The sequence below is a fragment of the Streptomyces sp. NPDC048506 genome (assembly GCF_040651315.1).
Taxonomy (GTDB): domain Bacteria; phylum Actinomycetota; class Actinomycetes; order Streptomycetales; family Streptomycetaceae; genus Streptomyces.
In genome coordinates, this window is sequence record NZ_JBEZIX010000006.1 from 69,545 (window position 1) to 89,323 (window position 19,779).

Sequence of the window (19,779 nt, forward strand, 5' to 3'; positions counted from 1 at the left end):
CTGAATCAGCCCTTTACTCCGGTGAGGGTGACGCCTTCGACGAAGGCTTTCTGTGCGAAGAAGAAGACGATGACGACCGGCGCCATGACCAGAAGTGTTGCCGCCATGGTCAGGTTCCAGTTGACGCTGTGGGCGCTCTTGAAGGACTCCAGGCCGTAGGAGAGCGTCCAGGCGGCGGGGTTCTGCGCGGCGTAGACCTGCGGGCCGAAGTAGTCGTTCCAGCAGTAGAAGAACTGGAAGAGGGAGATGGCGGCGATGCCCGGCCGGGCCATCGGCACCACGATCCTCAGCAGGGTGCGCAACGAACCGCAGCCGTCGACCTTCGCGGATTCGAGGTACTCCTGAGGGATCGTCAACAGGAACTGTCGCAGAAGGAAGACGGAGTAGGCGTCGCCGAACGCCATCGGGATGATCAGCGGCCACAGCGAGCCCGCCAGGTGCAGCTGCTGCGCCCAGACCAGGTACATCGGGATCACGATGACCTGCGGTGGCAGCATCATCGTCGAGATGACCAGGATCATCGCGGTGCGGCGCCCGCGGAAGCGGAACGAGGCCAGCGCATAGGCGACCGGGACGGCCGAGCAGACCGTGAGGAGGGTGCCCAGGCCCGCGTACAGCAGGGAGTTCTTCCACCAGTCCAGGAACCCGGGGGTCTCGACGACGGTGACGTAGTTGGACCAGTGCCATGTGTGCGGCCACAGCTCGCCGCTCATCGCCTGGTCGTCGCTCATCAGGGAGGTCAGGAAGACGAAGACGAAAGGCAGTAGGAAGAAGAGGGCGGCGGCGACGGCGACGGAGTGTACGGCGATCCAGTGCAGCAGCCGGGTGCGGCGGGCGCGGGCGCGGTTGGCCGGGTCGCCGGCGGTGCCGGAACGGGCCGGGGCTCGGCGGGCGGTGAGCGTGGTGCCGGTCATCTCGGATCAGTCCTCCGTCGCGAGCAGGCCGGCGCGCTTGCGCATCAGCAGGGTGGTGACGGCCAGGGCGAGGACGAAGAGCACGAGCGAGAGCGCGCACGCCGCGCCGGTGTTGAAGTTCTGGAAGCCCAGCGCGTAGACGAGCTGTGGGACGGTGAGGGTGGAGTGGTCCGGGTAGCCGGGCTGGATGACGGTGCCGGGGCCGATGGAGACGCCGGAGGCGAGCTTCCCGGCGACCAGCGCCTGGGTGTAGTACTGCATGGTCTGGACGACGCCGGTGACCACCGCGAACATCACGATAGGGGTGAGCGACGGCCAGGTGACGTAGCGGAACCTCGCCCAGGCGCCGGCCCCGTCCAGCTCGGCGGCCTCGTACTGCTCCCTGGGCACGTCCAGTAGCGCCGCCATGAAGATCACCATCAGGTCGCCGATGCCCCACAGCGACAGCATCACCAGGGACGGCTTCGCCCAGTGCGGGTCGTTGAACCAGGACGGCGCGGGGATGCCGACCGCCCCGAGGATCTCGTTCACGGGGCCGGTGCCGGGGTTGAGGAGGAAGACGAAGGCGACGGTGGCGGCCACCGGCGGCGCCAGGTACGGCACGTAGAACGCGGTGCGGAAGAACCCGGCGCCCGTTTTGATCTTGGTGACGAGCAGCCCGATGCCCAGGCCGAACACCACCCGCAGGGCGACCATCACCACGACCAGCCACAGCGTGTTCCACAGTGCGGGCCCGAACAACGGCATCTGCGTCAGCACATAGGTCCAGTTCCGCAGCCCCACGAAATCGGGCGGTTCGATCTGGTTGTAGCGCATGAAGGAGAAGTAGACGGTGGCGATCAGCGGATAGCCGAAGAAGACCGAGAAGCCGATGAGCCAGGGCGAGAGGAAGCCGAGGGTGCGCAGCCGTTCGCGGGTGCGTTTGCGACGCAGCGCGGGAGCCGGCGCCGGCGTGGGCACCGGCGCGGGGGTGAGGGCAGCCATGGCGGTTCTCCGTCGATTCTCGGGGCCGGTGCTCGGGCGGAATGCGGAACGCGGGATGCTCGGCGTCAGTTCTGGGACTGGAGGTTGTCGGCGTCGATCTGGGCGTCGAGTGCGCGCAGACCCTTGGCGAGATCAGGGACCTTTCCGGCTTCCACGTCGTAGGAGAAGTCCTGTAGCGCGGTGACGTACTGCCCGCCGTTGACGGACGGCGGCAGGGCGACGCTGTGCGGGTTCTGCGCGATGTCGAGGAAGGTGCGGAACGTCGGATCGGGGTCCAGCTTCGGCGAGGCCAACGCCGCCTTCGTGGAGGGCACGTTGTGGATGTCATTGGCGAACCGGACCACCTGATCGGTGTTCACGGTCAGGAACTTCACCAGCTCCCAGGCCGCGTTCTGGTGCCGGCTGCTGTGCGCGATGCCGACCACGGTCCCGGTGAGGTAGCCCCGCCCGTAGCTGTCGGCCTGGTCGTCGGGCACCGGCATCGGTGCGGTGCCCCAGGCGAACCCCGCCTTCGACTGCCGGAGCATCAACCCGCGCCACTCGCCGTCCATGTGCATGGCCAGCTTCTGTGTGAGGAAGGCGTTCTGCGAGGACATCTCGTCGCCGAAGGTGGTGCGGAACCTCTCCAGCGGGCCGTAGCCGCCCTGTGCGTCGATCAGGGCGCGGGTGGTGGCGAAGAATTCCCTGCTCGCCGGGTCCTCGGCCAGCCGGGCCTTTCCCCGGGCGTCGAAGTACGTCGGTCCCCACTGGGCGAACATCCGGTCCGGACTGTTCTGGTAGAGCCGGAAGTCGGGCATGAAACCCACCTGCCGGTACGAGCCGTCCGCGGCGCGCCGGGTGAGTTTGACGGCGTCCCGTTTCAGCTCGGACATGGTGTGCGGCGGTCGGCTGATCCCGGCTCTCCGGAACGCGTCCTTGTTGTAGTAGAGCCCGTAGGAATCGGCGAGCAACGGCAGCGCGCACTGCTCGCCCCGGTAACGGGTGTAGTCCAGCAGGGTTTTGGGGAAGACCTGCGCCTTGTCCACCCCGGTCTTCTCCAGGAACGGATCGAGGTCCGCCCACATCCCCGACGAGCAGTACTGCCCGACGTTGTTGGTGGTGAAGGACGAGACCACATCGGGCGCATCGTCCCCGCCGGCCCGCAGCGCCTGGTTCATCGTCTCGTCGGTGACGTTGGGCACCACCTTCACCGTGATGTTGCGGTGGAGCCGCTCGAAGCGGGCGATGCTGTCCTGGACGGCCTTCGTCTCGCCCGGAGTCGACCAGCCGTGCCAGAAGGTGAGCGTGACCGGCTCGGTCGGATCGTCGCGGTCGCTGCCCACGCTCGGATGGGCGCAGCCCGCGAGGAACAGCCCGGCACCGGCCAGCGCCGCGGACATCCGGAGGCACAGACGCGAAAACGACATGGCGGACTTCCTTTACGGCGGAGGAGGTCGGGACGTGACGCGCCGGGAGGTGGCAGCCGGCGAGGGGGCCGGGCAGCGGCGGTCAGCCCGAGGTGTCGAACACCGCGTCGCGGGCCTGGGCGAGCGCCGTCCGCAGTGCGCCGATGAGGATCGGATTGCCGTCGATATGGCTGAGCCGCAGTGCGGGACGGGGCAGCGCGAGTCCGGTGAACTCCTCCTCGACCAGGGCGCGCAGCGCCTCCCCACCGGCCTGCGGAACCTCCCCGGAGAGCACCACCAGCCGCGGGTCGACGACCGCGACGACGGCCGCCAGCCCGGTCGCCAACCGCCGGGCGACCTCCTCCCGTACGTCGGCCCGGTCCAGCGCCTCGTCGACGGTACGGACGTCGCCGGCCCCGTACTCCCGGGCCAGCTCGATCACGCTCGGCGAGCCGACCAGCCGCTGGAAGCCGCCGCCGGCGTCCGGCCGGGCGGCGCTGCGGTCGCCGTCGCGGGCCAACGGCGCCCCGGGCAGCGGCATGTAGCCGATCTCCCCCGCACCGCCGGTGGCCCCGCGCAGCAGCCGCCCGCCGAGCACGATGGCCGCGCCGACGCCCTCGTCCGCCCACACCAGCACGAAGTCGTCGAAGTCCTGGGCGGCGCCGTCGTACTGCTCGGCGACCGCCGCCAGGTTCACGTCGTTCTCGATGGTGATCGGGGTGCCCAGCACCTCGGCCAGCTCCTCCTTCAGCGCCCGCGAGTGCCAGCCGGGCAGGTGCGGTGCGTAGCGCAGCCGGCCGGTCTGCGGGTCCAGCGCGCCGGGCGTGCCGATCACCGCCCCGTGCAGCTGCTCGCGCCCCAGCCCGGCCTTGGCCAGTGCCCCGTCGACGGCCTTGGCGACCAGCTCCGCGGTCCTGTTGGGCACGTCCTCGGCGACGGCGTCGGTGTCGACCCGCTCCTCCCCGAGCACCTGCCCGGTGACGTCCGCGACCGCGGCGGTGATCCCGAGCTGGTCGACGGCGAGCGCCGCGACGTGCGCGGCCATCGGGTTGATCTCGTAGAGCTGTGCGTTGGGGCCCGGGCGCCCGGTGACGTTCCCGGTCGTCCGCACCAGGCCCGCGGCCTCCAGCCGCGCCAGGAGCTGGGAGGCGGTGGGCTTGGACAGCCCGGTCAGCTCCCCGATCCGGGTGCGGGTCAGCGGGCCCTGCGACACCAGCAGGTCGAGCGCGGCCCGGTCGTTCATGGCCCGCAACACCCGTGGCGTCCCCGGGGTCCCCTGCGCTCCCTGCCCACCGGCCATGACCGTCACCCCGTTCACCGGCGGCGGCCGATCCGGATGACCGCCGCGCATCTGTTAAGAAACTTTCCAATCGATGAACAGGAAGGTAGGCCGCGGGTCACGGCGGCGTCAATGGGTGGGACGGGGCGAGTTGCCCGCTCGGAGGCATCGGCACGACGAGCGGGACACCCGCCGCGACGAAAGGGAGACGAAGGCGAAAGGGAGACGAAAGGGAGGGGCGTACCGCGTTTGCGCGGTACGCCCCTCACCGGTCCGGGCCGTGGACGGCTCCTGATCGTCCGCGGCCGGCTGCTTTCCCTACTTCACCGGCCTTGACTACTTCCCCAGCTTCGACGGCGCCGAGATCGGCTCGGTCGCCTGCGACTGCGGCGACGTCGGGTTGTTGAGCGCCGAGGGCGCCGCCACGCCGGAGGTGGGGTCGGCGGCGACCTGCACCGCGTCCTCCGGCTCCGGGCGCGGGGCGAGGTGGACACCGGCGGCGTCCAGGGCGCGCTTGATGCGCCAGCGCAGCTCGCGCTCCACGCCGGCCGACTTGCCGGGCATGGTCTTGGCCGAGACGCTGATGGTGACCGTTTCCAGGTGCACCTCGCTGAGGCCGAGCACCTCCACCGGCTCCCACAGCTGCTCGTTCCAGGGCTCGGCCTTGGACATCTCCTCGCCGGCGGCGGTGATGGTGTCGCGGGCCCGCACCAGGTCCTGGTCGGCGGCGATGACGACGTCCACGCTCGCCGTGGACCAGCCCTGGCTGAGGTTGCCGATCCGCTTGACCTCGCCGTTGCGGATGTACCAGATCGCGCCGTTGGCGCCGCGCAGCTTGGTGACCCGCAGGCCGACCTCGATGACCGTGCCGGAGGCCACGCCCGCGTCGATCTCGTCGCCGACGCCGTACTGGTCCTCAAGGATCATGAAGACGCCGGAGAGGAAGTCGGTGACGAGGTTGCGGGCGCCGAAGCCGATGGCGACACCGGCCACACCGGCGCTCGCCAGCAACGGTGCCAGATTGATCTGGAGGACGGACAGCACCGTCAGCGCCGCCGTGCCCATGATCACAAAGGACGCGACGCTGCGCAGCACCGAGCCGATGGCCTCCGAGCGCTGCCGGCGGCGCTCGGCGTTGACGAGCAGACCGCCCAGCGCGGTGCCCTGGGCGGCGGCCGCGGTGCGGTTCATCCGCTCGATGAGCTTGGTGATCGTGCGGCGTATCACATGCCGGAGCACCACCGCGATCACGATGATCAGCAAGATCTGCAGGCCGGACGTGAGCCACGTCCCCCAGTTCTCCTGCACCCAGCCGGCGGCGTTGGTGGCCTTCTTCGTGGCCTCGTCGAGCGAGGTCGGACCGGTTGAGTCGGGTGCGGCGGCGCCCAGGGGCGCGGTGGCGACCGACGAAGCGGACCAGAACACAGTCGAACCTTCCGTGTGGGACAGCAGACCCGGGAACCGTGGGCGGGACGTCGGCAACCGGGCAGATTCACCACACTAACGGGGCAACGGGGGCGGGCCGCGCCCGTGTTCGAGACGGGAGGTCCCCAGGGGGCCGGAATGAGCCGTATCTGGAGGGACGTGTGGGGGTGTGGTGGAAAACACCTCCGGCCCGTTACTCGGTGATGGTGGCGCTCCGACCAGGCACCGGGGGACACTGTGGGGAGATCGTCCCGGCGCGAGCCACGCGCCGCCGGCGTACAAGGAGGCACCCGTGCCGCATGTCCTGGTCCTCAATGCGTCGTACGAGCCGCTCGGCGTCGTACCGCTCCGCCGCGCGCTCATCCTCGTCCTCAATGAGAAGGCTGTGAGCCTTGAGGAGTCCGGCGCCCTTATGCACAGCGCGACCCGTGTGATCCCCGCTCCGAGCGTCGTCCGCTTGAAGCGGTTTGTGCGGGTGCCCTTTCGTGGCCCCGTGCCCCTGACCCGCCGGGCGCTGTTCGCCCGTGACGGCGGGCGCTGTATGTACTGCGGTGGCGTCGCAACCAGCGTCGACCACGTCATCCCGCGCAGCCGTGGAGGTCAGCACACCTGGGAGAACGTCGTCGCCGCCTGCCGGCGCTGCAACCACGTCAAGGCCGACCGTCATGTCGCCGAGATCGGCTGGCGACTGCGCCATCAACCCGCCCCGCCGTCCGGACTGGCGTGGCGGATCATCGGCACGGGCCATCGCGACCCGCGCTGGCTGCCCTACTTGCAGCCGTACGGCGCGGATGACGCGTTGGCCCGGATCGACGCCGTATCGGCGTAGACCGGGCCTTCGTACGTCCGGGCCGGGCCGTCCGTCCCCCCTCGCCGTCGCGGCTGATCGCCGTGGCGGCGAGATCATTCCTGGCCGTGCGGGCGGGACGAGCGCCCGCTCGCACGGCGCGCGCACCGCGATCGGTCACCCACGGTCCTCGACCGCATACGCCTCGACCGACCACAGCGAGTAGCCGAACGCCGTCGCCCGCTTCTCCCCCTGCACGCGGACGAACCGCACGTCCTTCGCGTCCATCCTGACCGATTCGCGGCCCCCCTTGCCGTCCCGCACCGTGGCCGCCGTGCGCCAGCTGCGGCCGTCCGCGGAGACCTGGATGCGGTAGCGGGCCGCGTAGGCGTCCTGCCAGTTCAGGACGAGCTGGCCGAGGCGGGTCGGGCGGGCCAGCGCGAACTGGAGCCAGGCGCCGTCGTCGGCGGGGGAGGACCAGCGCGTCCTGGGATCGCCGTCGGTGGCCGCGGAGGCCGGGAAGGCGGCGGTCTCGTCCCCGGACGAGGTGGTGACCGTGCCGCGCGCCAGGTCCTTGCCGCCGGTGCGCGGGTAGGCGCGTACGGTCAGCGTCTGCTCTTCGCCGCCGAGGGAGACCGGGATGTCGTACGTCCCGGAGGGCGCCGAGGCGGGGACGTCCACGGAGATCCGGACCATGGCGGTGCCGCCTCGCGGGGCGGTGACCTCCTTGGGCGCGTGCACGGTGAAGCCCTTGGGCGCCTTGACCGTCAGCTTCTCGTGGACGTCGTCGGGGCGGCGGGAGAAGACCCGGGCGTCGACCGTCGCCGTGCCGCCGGTCTGCGCGTCCGACTCCTTGCGGGCGAGTTCCAGCCCGGCCGGCGCGGTGTCGCCGAACCAGGGGGTGAGTGCGTGCACGGACGGGGCGTCCGCGCCGTTGGCCCAGGTCAGCCGCACCGCATCGGCATGCAGCCGGGACGTGCGGGACTCCGTCCAGCCGGTCGGGGAGAGCCGGTCCAGGCGGCGCCAGCCCTCGCCGGGGACGTGCGCCTCCACCGAGACCGCGCCCGCGGACGGGCCGGGGTCGGTCAGCGCGGTGACCGCGGTCAGCGGGCGGGTCCGCCCGAAGGGCACGGTCAGGGATGTCGGCTCGGCGCCCTCGGTGGGGCGCGGGGCGTCGCCGCGGGCGCCGGTCCAGGCGTCGGCCTCGGTCATCGCCCGGTCCAGGAACGGGGTGAGGACGCCCTTGCCGACGGTCACCGGGCTGTTCCCGATCTGCCGGCGCAGCTGCTGCACCGTGCGCTGTGCGGACCAGGCGGTGTCACCGTCGTCCCGGGCCTGCGCCAGCAGGGTGTCCACGGCCCGTTCGCCGGCCCGGCCGTAGCGGGCCAACTGCTCGGCCCAGGGCCGTATTTCGGCGGCCAGATCGGAGGTGAGGTCCTTGGGGGCGGTGCTCATGGCGTGGAAGGCGGCGTGCAGCGCCCCGGCCGCCCTGACGTAGTCCTCGTCCGTGCCGGGCCGGCCCCCGTTGACCGCGGTCTCACGGGTCTTCCAGAAGCGGTCGATCAGCGGCTGGAGGTACCCCGACTCGTCCTTGTCGAGCAGGGACGAGGCGGTGTTGCCGGCGAGCGCGCGGAGCGCGGCGCGGGCCCGCGGATCGCCGCCCGCCAGATCGTCGATGGCCGCGTCCCACGACTCGGCCGGGCGGTAGTCGCGCGGGTTCCACGCGAAGTCGGCGGCGGTGAACAGCGGGATGCGGGAGGCCAGCGGCTGCTCCATGGCGTTGGCCAGCAGCGCCGTCGAGCCGGTGGCGACGGCCGGCTCGCGGCCGCGGTACGGGCCGAGGAAGATCCGGTCCTGGGCGTAGTCGTTGACCGGATAGTTGTCCATGGTCACCAGCGGGTGCCCGAACGCCTGCCGGGCGGTTGCGAGCTCCCCGCCGGTGATGGTCCGCGGGACCACCCCGACGCCGGTCCAGGCCACCTCGACCCGGTCGCCGAGCGCATCGGCCAGCGCGCCGCGGTACGCCGTGGCGCCGTCCTGGTAGTACTCGGTCGGCATCAGCGACAGCGGAGCGGAGTCCGGGTACCGACGGCGGAGGTGATCGGCGAGCGCGTTGGCGACCCGGGCCTGGGCCTTGGCGGCGGCCTGCGGACCGGTGCCGAAGGTCTCCTCGTCGGCGTCGCAGTGCCATTCGTCGTAGCTGACGTCCTGGAACTGCAACTGGAAGGAGCGCACGCCCAGCGCCCACATCGCGTCCACCTTGCGCCGCAGCGCCCGCAGGTCCTCCTCGGAGGAGAAGCACATCGCCTGGCCCGGGGCGAGCGCCCAGCCCAGGGTGACGTGGTTGGCGCGGGCCCGCTCGGCCAGTGCCCGGAAGTCGGCCCGCTGCTCGGCCGGGTAGGGGTCGCGCCAGCGGGCCTGACGGTACGGGTCGTCGCCGGGTGCGTACAGGTAGCGGTTCTGTTTGGTGCGGCCCATGAAGTCCAGTTGGGCGAGGCGCTGGGCCTGGGTCCACGGCTGGCCGAAGAAGCCCTCGGTGGTGCCGCGCACCGCCGTGCCGGGCCAGTCCCGCACGACGACCGACGCCAGCGTCCGGCCGCCCGCCCGTCTCCCGCCACCGCCCCGGCCGGAATTGCTGCGCAATGCTTCCTCTTGATCCCCATCCGTGACCAACTGCCGCAGCGTCTGTGCGCCGTGGAAGAGGCCGTCCGGGCCGACACCGGCCAGGGCCACGGTGTCGCGGCCGGCGACCTGTCCGACGGCCAGCCGATAGCCGCCGGAGGGCAGGTCCCCACGGGCCGGGGCGCGCAGCGCCCGCAGCGCCTCCTCGGCCTGAGCGCCGCCGATCCGGATCACCGGCCCGGCCGCCGGCAGTGGGTCGCCGGGCGCCAGCTGCCGGACCGTGCGCACGCCGGCGTCCCGCAGCAGACCGCGCACCACGTCCAGCGCGTACGGATCGGTGTCCGGGGCGGCCACCAGCGCGGCCTCGTCGCCCAGCGGCACCGCGCTGCCCAGCTCCTGGAGCGACTGGGGGCGCGGCCAGACCGCGGGCAGACCGCCGGCGCCGGCCGGGCGGTCCGGCAGGTCGGGGGTGCCGATGGCAGGGTCCGAAGGACGCCCCGCCGCGGCCTGGGCGCTGGGCACCCCGCCGAGCAGGCCTCCGATGACCGCGGCGGCCAGCGCGGTGGTCCCCGCAACCCGTGCCCGGGCACCCGCGCCGCTCCCCCTGCCGCTCCTACCGATTCTTCCGACGCCCCACACGCCCCGGCCTCGCACGGCTGCTCCTCGTCCCGTCCAAGCTGTCCGCCGGTCCGCACCGGCACCCCGTTTTCCCGCAGTTCTCCCCGCCGGTGCCTGTTCGGACAGACCTTCGGCCGTGAGCCCACCATTGTGGCGGTGAGGGTGTCAACCGGGTGATGGCGGGGGTCCCGAACGGGCGCTTGTGGGCGGGTTCCGGGGCGCGGTCCGGGCGGGTGTGCAAGGGGCCGGCGATCCGCAGGACTTCCGGTGCGGAGCCCCGATCCGCCGCGTTCTGTGCGCCGTCCGGCGTCCCGTACAGGGAAAACGCCGGCCCGGGGCGTAATGTGACGTGAGTCACGTTTCGCGGGTGGAGGCGTCTGCGATCCTGCCGAGTGGGTAGGGCCCACGTGTCCCATCATCGATGAACGGGAGGCCCTCGTGGCCGCGTCCGCTCAACTGCTTCTCGACGCTCTCTCCGCCAAACCGGGAGGTATGACGGTGGAGCCCGACCTCTTCGCCGGGGTGTCCGACCCCGATTCCGGTCTGGACGGCTCCGGCTCTCTCAGCTTCGCCGAGCCGCCGCTGACCAGCGAGCCCCCACTCGCCGACGCCGCCCCGCTGACCAGCGAGGTCCCGATCGCCGCCGAACTGCCGCTGACCAGCGAGCCGACAGCCGCAGGTCTCGGAACGGAGTCCATGGAGGTCTGAGGACCCATGGGCCGCGCGCGGCTCGCCCGGCTGCACGGCATCGCCACGTCGTACGAGCCCTCGCCGGGCAGAAGCGTCCAGATCGCCGACGACACCGTCGTCGCCGTGCTCGCCGCACTGGGGGTCGACGCCTCGACCCCGCACGCCGTCCGCACCGCGCTGGCTGCGTACGAGGACGGCCCGGGCCGCGCCCTGCTGCCCCGTACGGTCACCGTCCGCGCCCCTCGACCCCCCGACCGCCCCGGTCTTCCCGGTCTCGCCGGTCTTCGTGGTCTCGCCGGTCTCCCCGAAGGCACCGCCCTGCGGGTGGAGACCGAGGACGGGCAGACGGGCGGGGAGATCCCGGCGGACACCGCGGTTCCGGAGACCCTGGCCCGGCTCCCGCTCGGTGTCCACGCCCTGCACGCCGAGGCCCCCGACGGCCGCACCGCCACCGCCCGGCTGATCGTCGCGCCGCACCGGGTGCCCGCCCCGCCCGTCCGCTGCCACGGCTTCCTGGTGCAGCTGTACTCCCTGCTGTCCCGGCAGTCCTGGGGCATGGGCGACCTCGGGGACCTCGCCGACCTCGCCGCCTGGTCCGGACGCGCCCTGGGCACCGGCTTCGTCCAGCTCAACCCGCTGCACGCGGCCGTCCCCGGCCCGCCCACCGACCCGTCCCCCTACCGCCCCTCCTCCCGCCGCTTCCCCGACCCGGTCCACCTGAGGATCGAGCACGTCCCGGAGTACGCCCGGCTGTCCGGCGCCGCCCGGTCACGGGCCGACGAGCTGGCCGCACGGGCCGGCGCGCTCCGTGCCGAGGTGCTGGAACGCGGTGCGCTGATCGACCGGGACGCCGTCTGGGCGCTCAAGCGCGAGGCCCTGGAGCTGCTGTGGGCGGTGCCGCTCACCCCGGGCCGCCGGGCCGCGTACTGCGACTTCCTCGCCGAGCAGGGTCAGGCGTTGGAGGATCACGCCACCTGGTGCGCGCTCGCCGAGCGGCACGGCCCGAACTGGTGCGACTGGCCCGCCGAACTGCGCGACCCCCGGTCCGCGGGCACGGCCCGGCTGCGGCCGCGGCTGCTGGACCGGATCGACTTCCACTGCCGGCTCGCCTGGTTCGCCGACCAGCAGCTGGCCGCCGCGCAACAGGCCGCGCGGGACGCCGGCATGCGCATCGGCCTGGTGCACGACCTGGCCGTCGGCGTGCACCCGACCGGCGCCGACACCTGGGCGCTCCAGGACGTCTTCGCCGCCGGGATGTCCATCGGGGCGCCGCCCGACGCCTTCAACTCCCGGGGCCAGGACTGGGGGCTGCCGCCGTGGCGCCCGGACGCCCTGGCCGCCACGGGCTACGCCCCGTACCGCGAGCTGCTGCGTGGCCTGCTGCGGCACGCGGGCGCCCTGCGCATCGACCATGTGATGGGGCTGTTCCGGCTCTGGTGGGTCCCGGAGGGCCGCCCGCCGACCGAGGGCGCCTATGTGCGCTACGACGGTGAGGCGATGCTCTCGGTGCTGGCCCTGGAGGCGCACCGGGCCGGCGCCGCGGTGATCGGTGAGGACCTGGGCACGGTCGAACCGGGCGTGCGCGACGCGCTCGCCGAACGGGGCGTACTGGGCACGTCGGTGCTGTGGTTCGAGCGCGATTACGGGAACGGGGACGGAGAGGGGCGTAGGGACGGGCTACGGGCGGAGGCGACGGCGGACGGGGAGGACGGAGCGGCCGACCCAGCCGACCCAGCCGACCCCGGGGCCCCGGTCGAGGCCCGGATCCTCGGCCCCGACGAATGGCGCAGTGCCTGCCTCGCCACCGTCACCACCCACGATCTTCCCCCCACCGCCGCCCGGCTGACCGGCGAGGACGTCGCGCTGCGGGCCCGGCTCGGGCTGCTGGCCGGGCCGCCGGACCGTGAGCGGTCCCGCGCCCGGTACGAACTCGCCGAGTGGCTGGGGGAGTTGACGCGGCGCGGGCTGCTGCCGGAGGGCGCCGGCGACGAGGAGGCGACGGTCCGGGCGGTCCACCGCTTTCTGCTGCGCACCCCGGCGCGGCTGGTCGGGGTGTGGCTGCCCGACGCGGTGGGGGACCGCCGTCCGCAGAACCTCCCCGGTACATGGGATGAATATCCCAACTGGCGCCTCCCGGTCGCGGGTCCCGACGGGCGTCCGCGGACCCTCGAAGAGCTGGCCGCATCGCCCCGACTGTACGCACTGATGCGGGAGTTCGCCGATCTGAGCCGGTGAGGGCGCGCGTCGGACGCGTCCTCGTCGCCACCCTTCCGGTACGCCGTACCGTCCGGCACCATGCCCTGGAACCCTCCATACGTCCGACCATTCCTCAAGCGCCTCTCCCTGACGGCGAGTTGGAGGAACCATGGCACTCCGCAACAGCCGGAGGGCGCTGTGCGCGCTCGCGCTCACCGCGGCCGCCGCGCTCGTCCCCGTCCAGAGCTCCCTGGCCCGGTCGTCGTCCGCCGCCGGCCCCTGCGACCGGCCGGTGCGCCCCGCCTCCCAGATGACGGTCGAACCCTGCGACACCCCGGCACGGATCATCGAGAAGGCCGCGAACACCGTCCCCACCAAGGGCCAACTCGCCTGGCAGCACCGGGAGGTCACCGCCTTCACCCACTTCGGCATGAACACCTTCACCAACCGGGAGTGGGGCTCCGGAGCGGAGGACGAGCGGCTCTTCAGCCCGTCCCGGATCGACGTCGACCAGTGGATGCGCGCCTACCAGGCGGCCGGCGCCGAGCAGGTGATGCTCACCGCCAAGCACCACGACGGCTTCGTGCTCTACCCCAGCCGCTACACCCCGCACTCGGTCGCTGCCGGCCCCGGCCGGCCCGATGTCGTCGGCGCCTACGTCCGGGCCGCCCGCCGGGCCGGGCTGAAGGTCGGCATCTACCTCTCGCCGTCCGACGGCGCCGAGCTCCCGCACGCCTGGCACGCCCGGTGGGTCGAGGAGATCCGCGCGAAGCAGCAGCGGGGCGAGCCGCTCAGCCTGCCCGAGCGGGTCGCGCTGGAGGACGGCGACCACGCCCCGCGCGGTCTGGGCCGGTTCGGCAACGGCAGCCGGGCCACCGCGCGCACCATCCCCACCCTCGTCCCCGGCGACGACCGCGCCGCGGCCGTCCGCGGCGGCCGGCTGCCGGTCTTCCACGTCCGGGCCGACGACTACGACGCCTACTACCTCAACCAGGTGTACGAGCTGTTCACCCAGTACGGCCCGATCGACGAGCTGTGGTTGGACGGCGCGAACCCCTGGGCCGACTCCGGTGTCACCCAGCGGTACGACGTCGCCCAGTGGTTCCGGATGATCCACCGGCTCGCCCCGGACACCGTGGTCTTCGCCGGACCGCAGGGCGCCCGCTGGGTCGGCAACGAGAACGGCGTCGCCCGGGAGACGGAGTGGAGCGTCACCCCCTCCGCCCAGGACCCCTGGACGGTGCTGGCCGGCGGGCTGCCCCACGACTCCACCGACCCCGACATCGGCTCCCGCGCCAGGCTCCTCGCGCCCACCACCAAGTACCTCCAGTGGTACCCGGCGGAGGCCGATGTCTCGCTCCGCCCCGGCTGGTTCCACCACCCCGGCGAGCGGCCCAGGACCCCGGCGCAGCTGATCGACCTCTACGAGAAGAGCGTGGGCCGCAACGCCTCGCTGCTGCTGAACGTCCCGCCGGCCCGGGACGGCCGGATCGCGGCCGAGGACGTCGCCTCGCTCACCGCCTTCGGCACCGCCGTGGCGCGGACCTACGGCACGGACCTGCGGGCGGCCGGTCCCGGGCCCTGGACCTTCGACCGGATCGGGCTTTCCGAGGACATCCGGCACGGCCAGCGGGTCGAGCGCTTCACCGTCCGGGCGCGGAGCAGCGGGACGTGGACGACGGTCGCCGGGGGCACCACCATCGGGCACCGGCGGATCCTCGCCCTGCCCCGGCCGGTGACCGCGGACGCGGTACGGGTCGTCGTCCGGGAGGCCCGCGGGCGGACCTTCCTCGGGCCGGTCACGCTGCACCGCAGCCGCGGCGCAGGGGGCTGAGGCGACCGTTGCGCCACCCCGGACGCGCGGGGCGGCAGGGCGTCGGATACGTTGAGTTCGTGAGCAACCAGGTCAAGAAGAATGCGCTGCGCGCCGGCACGGTCACGGCCGCTACCGCGCTACTGATGCTGATGTCGTCCCCCGCGTTTGCGCTCATTCCCGACGACGGTGACGACCCGGGGCCGGGCCTGAACGTGGTCGAGACGCTCGGCCTCTACGTCGTCGCCCCCATCGTGCTCTTCCTGGTCATTGCCGGACTGGTCATCGTGACCGACAAGTCCCGCAAGCAGGCCAAGTCCAAGGGCTGAGCCCGCGGACCGGCCACGGGCCGGCGCGGAGTTCCGGCGACGCCTCCAGGGCGCCCATCGGTGACAAGAACCGAGGGGCGCCCTTTGTCGTACCCGGATATTTCCGCAGCTCAAAAAGCGGTTGCGAGGCGGCGCTTGCATGCTTTTCACCCGGTTTGCGGGGGTGCGGCTTTTAACCGGCCCTAACCTACGATGACGTAACCTACGCAGCCGTAGATCCAACCTGCGCTGCCGTAGGTCATCGTCCCCCTGGAGTTCCCCCGTGACCATCGCCCCCGCCCGCCATCACGGAGAGCGCGGCCAGGCCGCCTGGAGTGACGCCCAGCTGCTCTACGCACTCGAAGAGGTCGTCGAGAAGGAACTCAACCGGCACGAGAAGGTCGCCAAGGAGTGGATGCCCCACCAGTACGTGCCGTGGAGCGACGGCCGGAACTTCCCCGGGGTGCTGGACGGCGGTGAGCCGTGGGCTCCCGAGCAGTCCAAGGTCAGCGACATCGGCCGGATCGCCCTGGTGGTCAACCTCCTCACCGAGGACAACCTCCCCAGCTACCACCACGAGATCGCCACGCTCTTCGGGCGCGACGGCGCCTGGGGCACCTGGGTGCACCGCTGGACCGCCGAGGAGGGCCGGCACGGCATCGTGATGCGCGACTACCTGCTCACCAGCCGGGCCGTCGACCCGGACGAGCTGGAGCGGTTCCGCATGGCCCACATGTCGGAGGGCTTCGAGTCCGACAACGGGCACAGCATGCTGCACTCGGTGGCGTACGTCGCCTTCCAGGAGCTGGCCACCCGGATCTCGCACCGCAACACCGGGCACCACTCCGGCGACCCGGTCTGCGACCGGATGCTCGCCCGGATCGCCGCGGACGAGAACCTCCACATGCTCTTCTACCGCAACCTGCTCGCCGCGGCGTTCGAGCTCGCCCCCGACCAGACCATGTGCGCGGTCCGCGACGTGGTCACCGGCTTCCGGATGCCCGGCCACGGCATGCCCGGCTTCGAGCGGGCCGCCGTCCGGATGGCCGTCGGCGGGATCTACAACCTGCGCATCCACCACGACGACGTGCTGGCGCCGGTGCTGCGCCACCTGAAGGTGTTGCAGATCAGCGGCCTGGGGCCGGCCGGTCTGGCCGCGCAGGAGGAGCTGGGGGTCTTCATGGACGGTCTGGACGGCCAGGCGCGGAAGTTCGACGAGCGGCAGGCGGCCATCCTCGCCCGCCGCGCGGCCCGCCAGTAGGCCGTCGCCGGCAGCCGCCCGTGCGGGGCGCGCCCCCTCCCGCCAATCATTAAGCTCAACTGCACGATCTCATCGAGATTATTCGATGGACCTGATGTTTGGCGGACTGCCACGGTGGAGGCCCACCACCGCCGAGGGAGAGGAAACCGTGGCAGTCCTGGAGAGGGCCCGCGCCCGCCGCACGAGCGGCCGCCGCGCACCGTCCGCGCAGGCGGCCGGCCTGACGCTCGCGCTGACCGCGACCGTCGTCTGGTCCGGCAACTTCGTCATCGCCCGCGCCCTGCACGACACCGTCCCACCCGTCCAGACCGCCTTCTGGCGCTGGATCATCGCGCTGCTCGCGGTCGCCCCGTTCGCCGCCCCGCACATCCGCCGCCAGTGGCCGGTCATCCGACGGCACCTCGGATTTCTGACGCTGGCCGCGCTGCTGGGCGTCACCCTCTTCAACACCCTCATCTACCAAGCGGGGCGCTCCACTTCGGCCACGAACATGGCGATGATCGCGGCCGCCTCGCCGATGCTGATCGCCCTGTTCGACCGGGGCGGGGAGCGGCTGGGCGGCCGGCGGATCGCGGGGATGGTGATCGCCCTGGCCGGAGTCGTCACGCTGGTCGGCAAGGGCTCACCCGGCGCCGTGCTGCACCTCGACCTCGCGGCCGGCGACCTGTGGATGCTCGCCGCCACGGCCACCTTCGCCGGCTACAGCGCCCTGCTGCGCCGCCGCCCCCAGGAGCTCGGCGGGGTCCCGTTCCTCTTCATGACCTTCGCGCTGGGCGCCGCGATGCTGCTCCCCGCCTACGGCGTCAGCCTCGCCGTCGAAGGCGGCTTCGCGCCCACCGCCGGGACGGTCGGGCCGCTCCTCTACATCGGGATCTGCTCGTCCGCCGTCGCCTACTTCACCTGGAACAAGGCCATCGCCCTCGTCGGCGCCGCACGGGCGGGGGTCGTCTACTACCTCCAGCCGGTCTGCGTCGCGCTGCTCTCCCTCGCGGTCCTGGGGGAGCCGGTGGGCGTCACCCAGCTGGTCTGCATGGCCCTGATCGTGGCGGGCGTCGCGCTCGGCGCCGGCAACAGACGCTGACTGCGTACGCTGCCCGCATGGCCGACTGGGACATCAAGAAGCTGCGCATCCTGCGCACACTCCAAGAGCTGGGCACGGTCACCGCGACCGCCGAGGCGCTGCACATGACGCCCTCGGCGGTCTCGCAGCAGCTGACCGGGCTGGCCAAGTCGCTCGGGGTCACGCTCCTGGAGGCCCATGGCCGGCGGGTGCGGCTGACCGGCGCCGCGCAGCTGGTGCTGCGGCACGCCGAGGCGGTCTTCGCCCAGCTGGAGCGCGCGGACGCGGAGCTGCTCGGCTACCTCCAGGGCGAGGCCGGCCAGGTGCGGGTCGGCGCCTTCTCCACCGCCATCCCCGCGCTGGTGGTCCCGGCCGTCCAGGAGCTGCGCCGTACCCATCCGGGCCTGTCGGTGACGGTACGGGAGGCCGAGGCGGAGGCCGCGTACGAACTGTTGGCCGAGGGCAGCGTCGATCTGGCGCTGTCGCTGGCGGCGCACGCCCCCACGCCGCGCGACCCCAAGTTCAGCCGGGTCGCGCTGCTCGCCGACCCGCTGGACGTGGCGCTGCCGGCCGGCCATCCGCTGGCCGCCGAACCCGGCCTGCGGCTGGCCGACCTGGCGCACGAGCCCTGGATCTTCGGCAGCAGCGGGCCGTGGTCGCAGATCACCACCACCGCCTGCGAGAACGCCGGGTTCGTGCCCGAGCAGGCGCACGCCGCCGCCGACTGGAGCGCGATCTGGGCGATGGTCGCCGCGGGGATGGGCGTCGCGCTGGTGCCCCGGATGGCGATGGCGGGCGGCCTCGGTGCCGTCGACCGGGACGCGGGGGGCGAGCGGGGCACGCGGGGCGGTCACGGCGCCCACGGGGGATCCGGGGTCGCGCTGCGGGTCCTCTCCGGAGACCAGCCGCGCCGCCATGTGATCGCCGCTGCCCGCCGCGGCTCCGAAGGGGCGCCGGGGCTGGCGCGGGTCCTGGCGGCGCTGCGCCAGGCGGCCGCCGCGCAGCTGCCCGGGGACTCCTCGCTGCACTCCGGCTGAGCCGCCGTGCCGCGCGGCGGCCATGCCGTACCGCACGGGCGATCATTCAGCTCTGCTGAACACATTCCTCAAAAACTTTCGATGGACCTGTGAGGTGGTCCGCTGCGACCGTGGACCGGTCCGCAGCAGCCGACCCGTAGAAGGGCGACGATGACCACCACTCCGGCCGACTCCACTGATCCGCACGCCAACGACGCCAACCCGTACGCCGGCGGGGACCCCTACGCCGACTACCGGGGCGGGGACTTCCCGTTCACTTCGCTCGTCGACCTCGCCGACCGCCGCTTCGGCGCCGGTGTGATCGCCGCGAACGACGAGTTCTTCGCCGAGCGCGAGAACCTGCTGAAGCCGACCCCGGCGGTCTTCGACCCCGAGCACTTCGGCCACAAGGGCAAGATCATGGACGGCTGGGAGACCCGGCGCCGCCGCGGCGTCGACGGTGACCACCCCTTCCCGACCGACGACGAGCACGACTGGGCGCTGATCCGCCTCGCCGCCCCCGGCGTGATCCGCGGCATCGTCGTCGACACCGCCCACTTCCGCGGCAACTACCCGCAGCAGGTCACCGTCGAGGCCACCGCGCTCCCGGGCAGCCCCGGCCCCGAGGACCTGCTCGCCGACGACGTGAAGTGGGAGGAGCTTCTCCCGCGCACGCCGGTCCGCGGCCACGCCGCCAACGGCTTCGAGGTGACCGTGGAGCGCCGCTTCACGCACCTGCGCCTCAAGCAGCACCCCGACGGCGGCATAGCCCGCCTCCGGGTCCACGGCGAGGTCGTGCCGGACCCGGAGTGGCTCGATGTGCTCGGCACCCTCGACCTGGCCTCCGTGATGCACGGCGGCACCGTCGAGGACGCCTCAGACCGCTTCTACTCCTCGCCCACCCAGATCATCCAGCCCGATCTGTCCCGCAAGATGGACGACGGCTGGGAGAACCGCCGCCGACGGGTCAGGGGCACCCACGACTGGGTGCGCTTCCGCCTCGCCGCGCAGGGCGAGATCCGCGCGGTGGAGATCGACACCGCCTACCTCAAGGGCAACTCCGCGGGCTGGGCGGCGCTCTACGGCTGCGACGCGGAGTCCGCCGACCCCGCGGACGCCTCGGCCTGGGTCGAGATCCTGCCGCGCACCAGGCTCCAGCCCGACACCCCGCACCGCTTCGCGCTGCCGCGCCGGGTCACCGCCACGCACGTACGGCTGGACGTCTTCCCCGACGGCGGCCTGGCCCGGATGCGGCTGCACGGCGACCTCACCGAGGCCGGGCGCGCCGCCCTGGTCCGCCGGTTCGACGAGCTCAGCGGCTGATCCGCGTCCCACAGTGACCCACCCGGCGGCCGGTGCAACGCACCAGGCGCCCTCTCCCAAGCCCTCAAGGAGCAGGGGGAACCCCATGCCGGGCGTCA

General features: G+C 72.6%; 15 protein-coding genes. 9 read left to right on the forward strand and 6 right to left on the reverse strand.

Annotated features, from left to right (window positions below):
- Positions 1-5: 5 nt before the first annotated feature.
- The 5 genes from AB0C96_RS06220 to AB0C96_RS06240 form a co-directional block, all read right to left on the reverse strand.
- Positions 6-914 carry a carbohydrate ABC transporter permease gene (locus AB0C96_RS06220; RefSeq protein ID WP_362914224.1) on the reverse strand — a complete coding sequence of 303 codons (909 nt, stop codon included), beginning with the start codon at positions 912-914 and terminating at the stop codon, positions 6-8.
- A 6-nt stretch (positions 915-920) separates the two neighbouring features.
- On the reverse strand, positions 921-1,898 hold the full coding sequence (locus AB0C96_RS06225; protein ID WP_362914226.1) for a sugar ABC transporter permease: 978 nt from the start codon (positions 1,896-1,898) through the stop codon (positions 921-923).
- A 65-nt stretch (positions 1,899-1,963) separates the two neighbouring features.
- Entirely contained in the window at positions 1,964-3,304 is a 1,341-nt protein-coding gene (locus AB0C96_RS06230) for an ABC transporter substrate-binding protein (RefSeq protein WP_362914228.1), read from the reverse strand.
- Between the two features lie 82 nt (positions 3,305-3,386).
- Complete coding sequence (locus AB0C96_RS06235; RefSeq protein WP_362914230.1) at positions 3,387-4,526, reverse strand: ROK family transcriptional regulator; 1,140 nt, start codon at positions 4,524-4,526, stop codon at positions 3,387-3,389.
- Between the two features lie 372 nt (positions 4,527-4,898).
- A complete protein-coding gene (locus AB0C96_RS06240; protein ID WP_362914232.1) occupies positions 4,899-5,987 on the reverse strand; it encodes a mechanosensitive ion channel family protein in 1,089 nt (362 codons plus the stop codon).
- A 292-nt stretch (positions 5,988-6,279) separates the two neighbouring features.
- Here AB0C96_RS06240 and AB0C96_RS06245 point away from each other — a divergent pair, with 292 nt between their 5' ends.
- Entirely contained in the window at positions 6,280-6,816 is a 537-nt protein-coding gene (locus AB0C96_RS06245) for an HNH endonuclease (RefSeq protein ID WP_018088296.1), read from the forward strand.
- A 135-nt stretch (positions 6,817-6,951) separates the two neighbouring features.
- Here AB0C96_RS06245 and AB0C96_RS06250 read toward each other — a convergent pair whose 3' ends face one another.
- On the reverse strand, positions 6,952-9,954 hold the full coding sequence (locus AB0C96_RS06250) for a beta-N-acetylglucosaminidase domain-containing protein (protein WP_362914457.1): 3,003 nt from the start codon (positions 9,952-9,954) through the stop codon (positions 6,952-6,954).
- 498 nt (positions 9,955-10,452) lie between these two features.
- On the opposite strand from AB0C96_RS06250, the gene AB0C96_RS06255 reads away from it, so the two are divergent.
- From AB0C96_RS06255 to alc, 8 genes are all read left to right on the forward strand, one after another.
- Positions 10,453-10,722 (forward strand): hypothetical protein, encoded by a 270-nt coding sequence (locus AB0C96_RS06255; RefSeq protein WP_362914234.1) that lies wholly within the window; start codon positions 10,453-10,455, stop codon positions 10,720-10,722.
- 6 nt (positions 10,723-10,728) lie between these two features.
- Positions 10,729-12,939, forward strand: coding sequence for a 4-alpha-glucanotransferase (gene malQ / locus AB0C96_RS06260; RefSeq protein ID WP_362914236.1), 2,211 nt, complete (start codon positions 10,729-10,731; stop codon positions 12,937-12,939).
- 130 nt (positions 12,940-13,069) lie between these two features.
- Positions 13,070-14,734: an alpha-L-fucosidase gene (locus AB0C96_RS06265; protein WP_362914238.1), complete on the forward strand. Its 1,665-nt coding sequence runs from the start codon at positions 13,070-13,072 to the stop codon at positions 14,732-14,734.
- A gap of 59 nt (positions 14,735-14,793) precedes the next feature.
- A complete protein-coding gene (locus AB0C96_RS06270; RefSeq protein ID WP_362914240.1) occupies positions 14,794-15,042 on the forward strand; it encodes a hypothetical protein in 249 nt (82 codons plus the stop codon).
- 262 nt (positions 15,043-15,304) lie between these two features.
- Positions 15,305-16,282 carry an acyl-ACP desaturase gene (locus AB0C96_RS06275; RefSeq protein ID WP_362914242.1) on the forward strand — a complete coding sequence of 326 codons (978 nt, stop codon included), beginning with the start codon at positions 15,305-15,307 and terminating at the stop codon, positions 16,280-16,282.
- Positions 16,283-16,430: 148 nt separating this feature from the next.
- Positions 16,431-17,363 (forward strand): DMT family transporter, encoded by a 933-nt coding sequence (locus AB0C96_RS06280; protein ID WP_362914244.1) that lies wholly within the window; start codon positions 16,431-16,433, stop codon positions 17,361-17,363.
- A 17-nt stretch (positions 17,364-17,380) separates the two neighbouring features.
- Complete coding sequence (locus tag AB0C96_RS06285; RefSeq protein ID WP_362914246.1) at positions 17,381-18,379, forward strand: LysR family transcriptional regulator; 999 nt, start codon at positions 17,381-17,383, stop codon at positions 18,377-18,379.
- Positions 18,380-18,529: 150 nt separating this feature from the next.
- The gene (gene alc / locus AB0C96_RS06290) at positions 18,530-19,681 is read left to right on the forward strand and encodes an allantoicase (protein WP_362914248.1); all 1,152 of its coding nucleotides are present in this window, start codon (positions 18,530-18,532) and stop codon (positions 19,679-19,681) included.
- Positions 19,682-19,779: the final 98 nt, after the last annotated feature.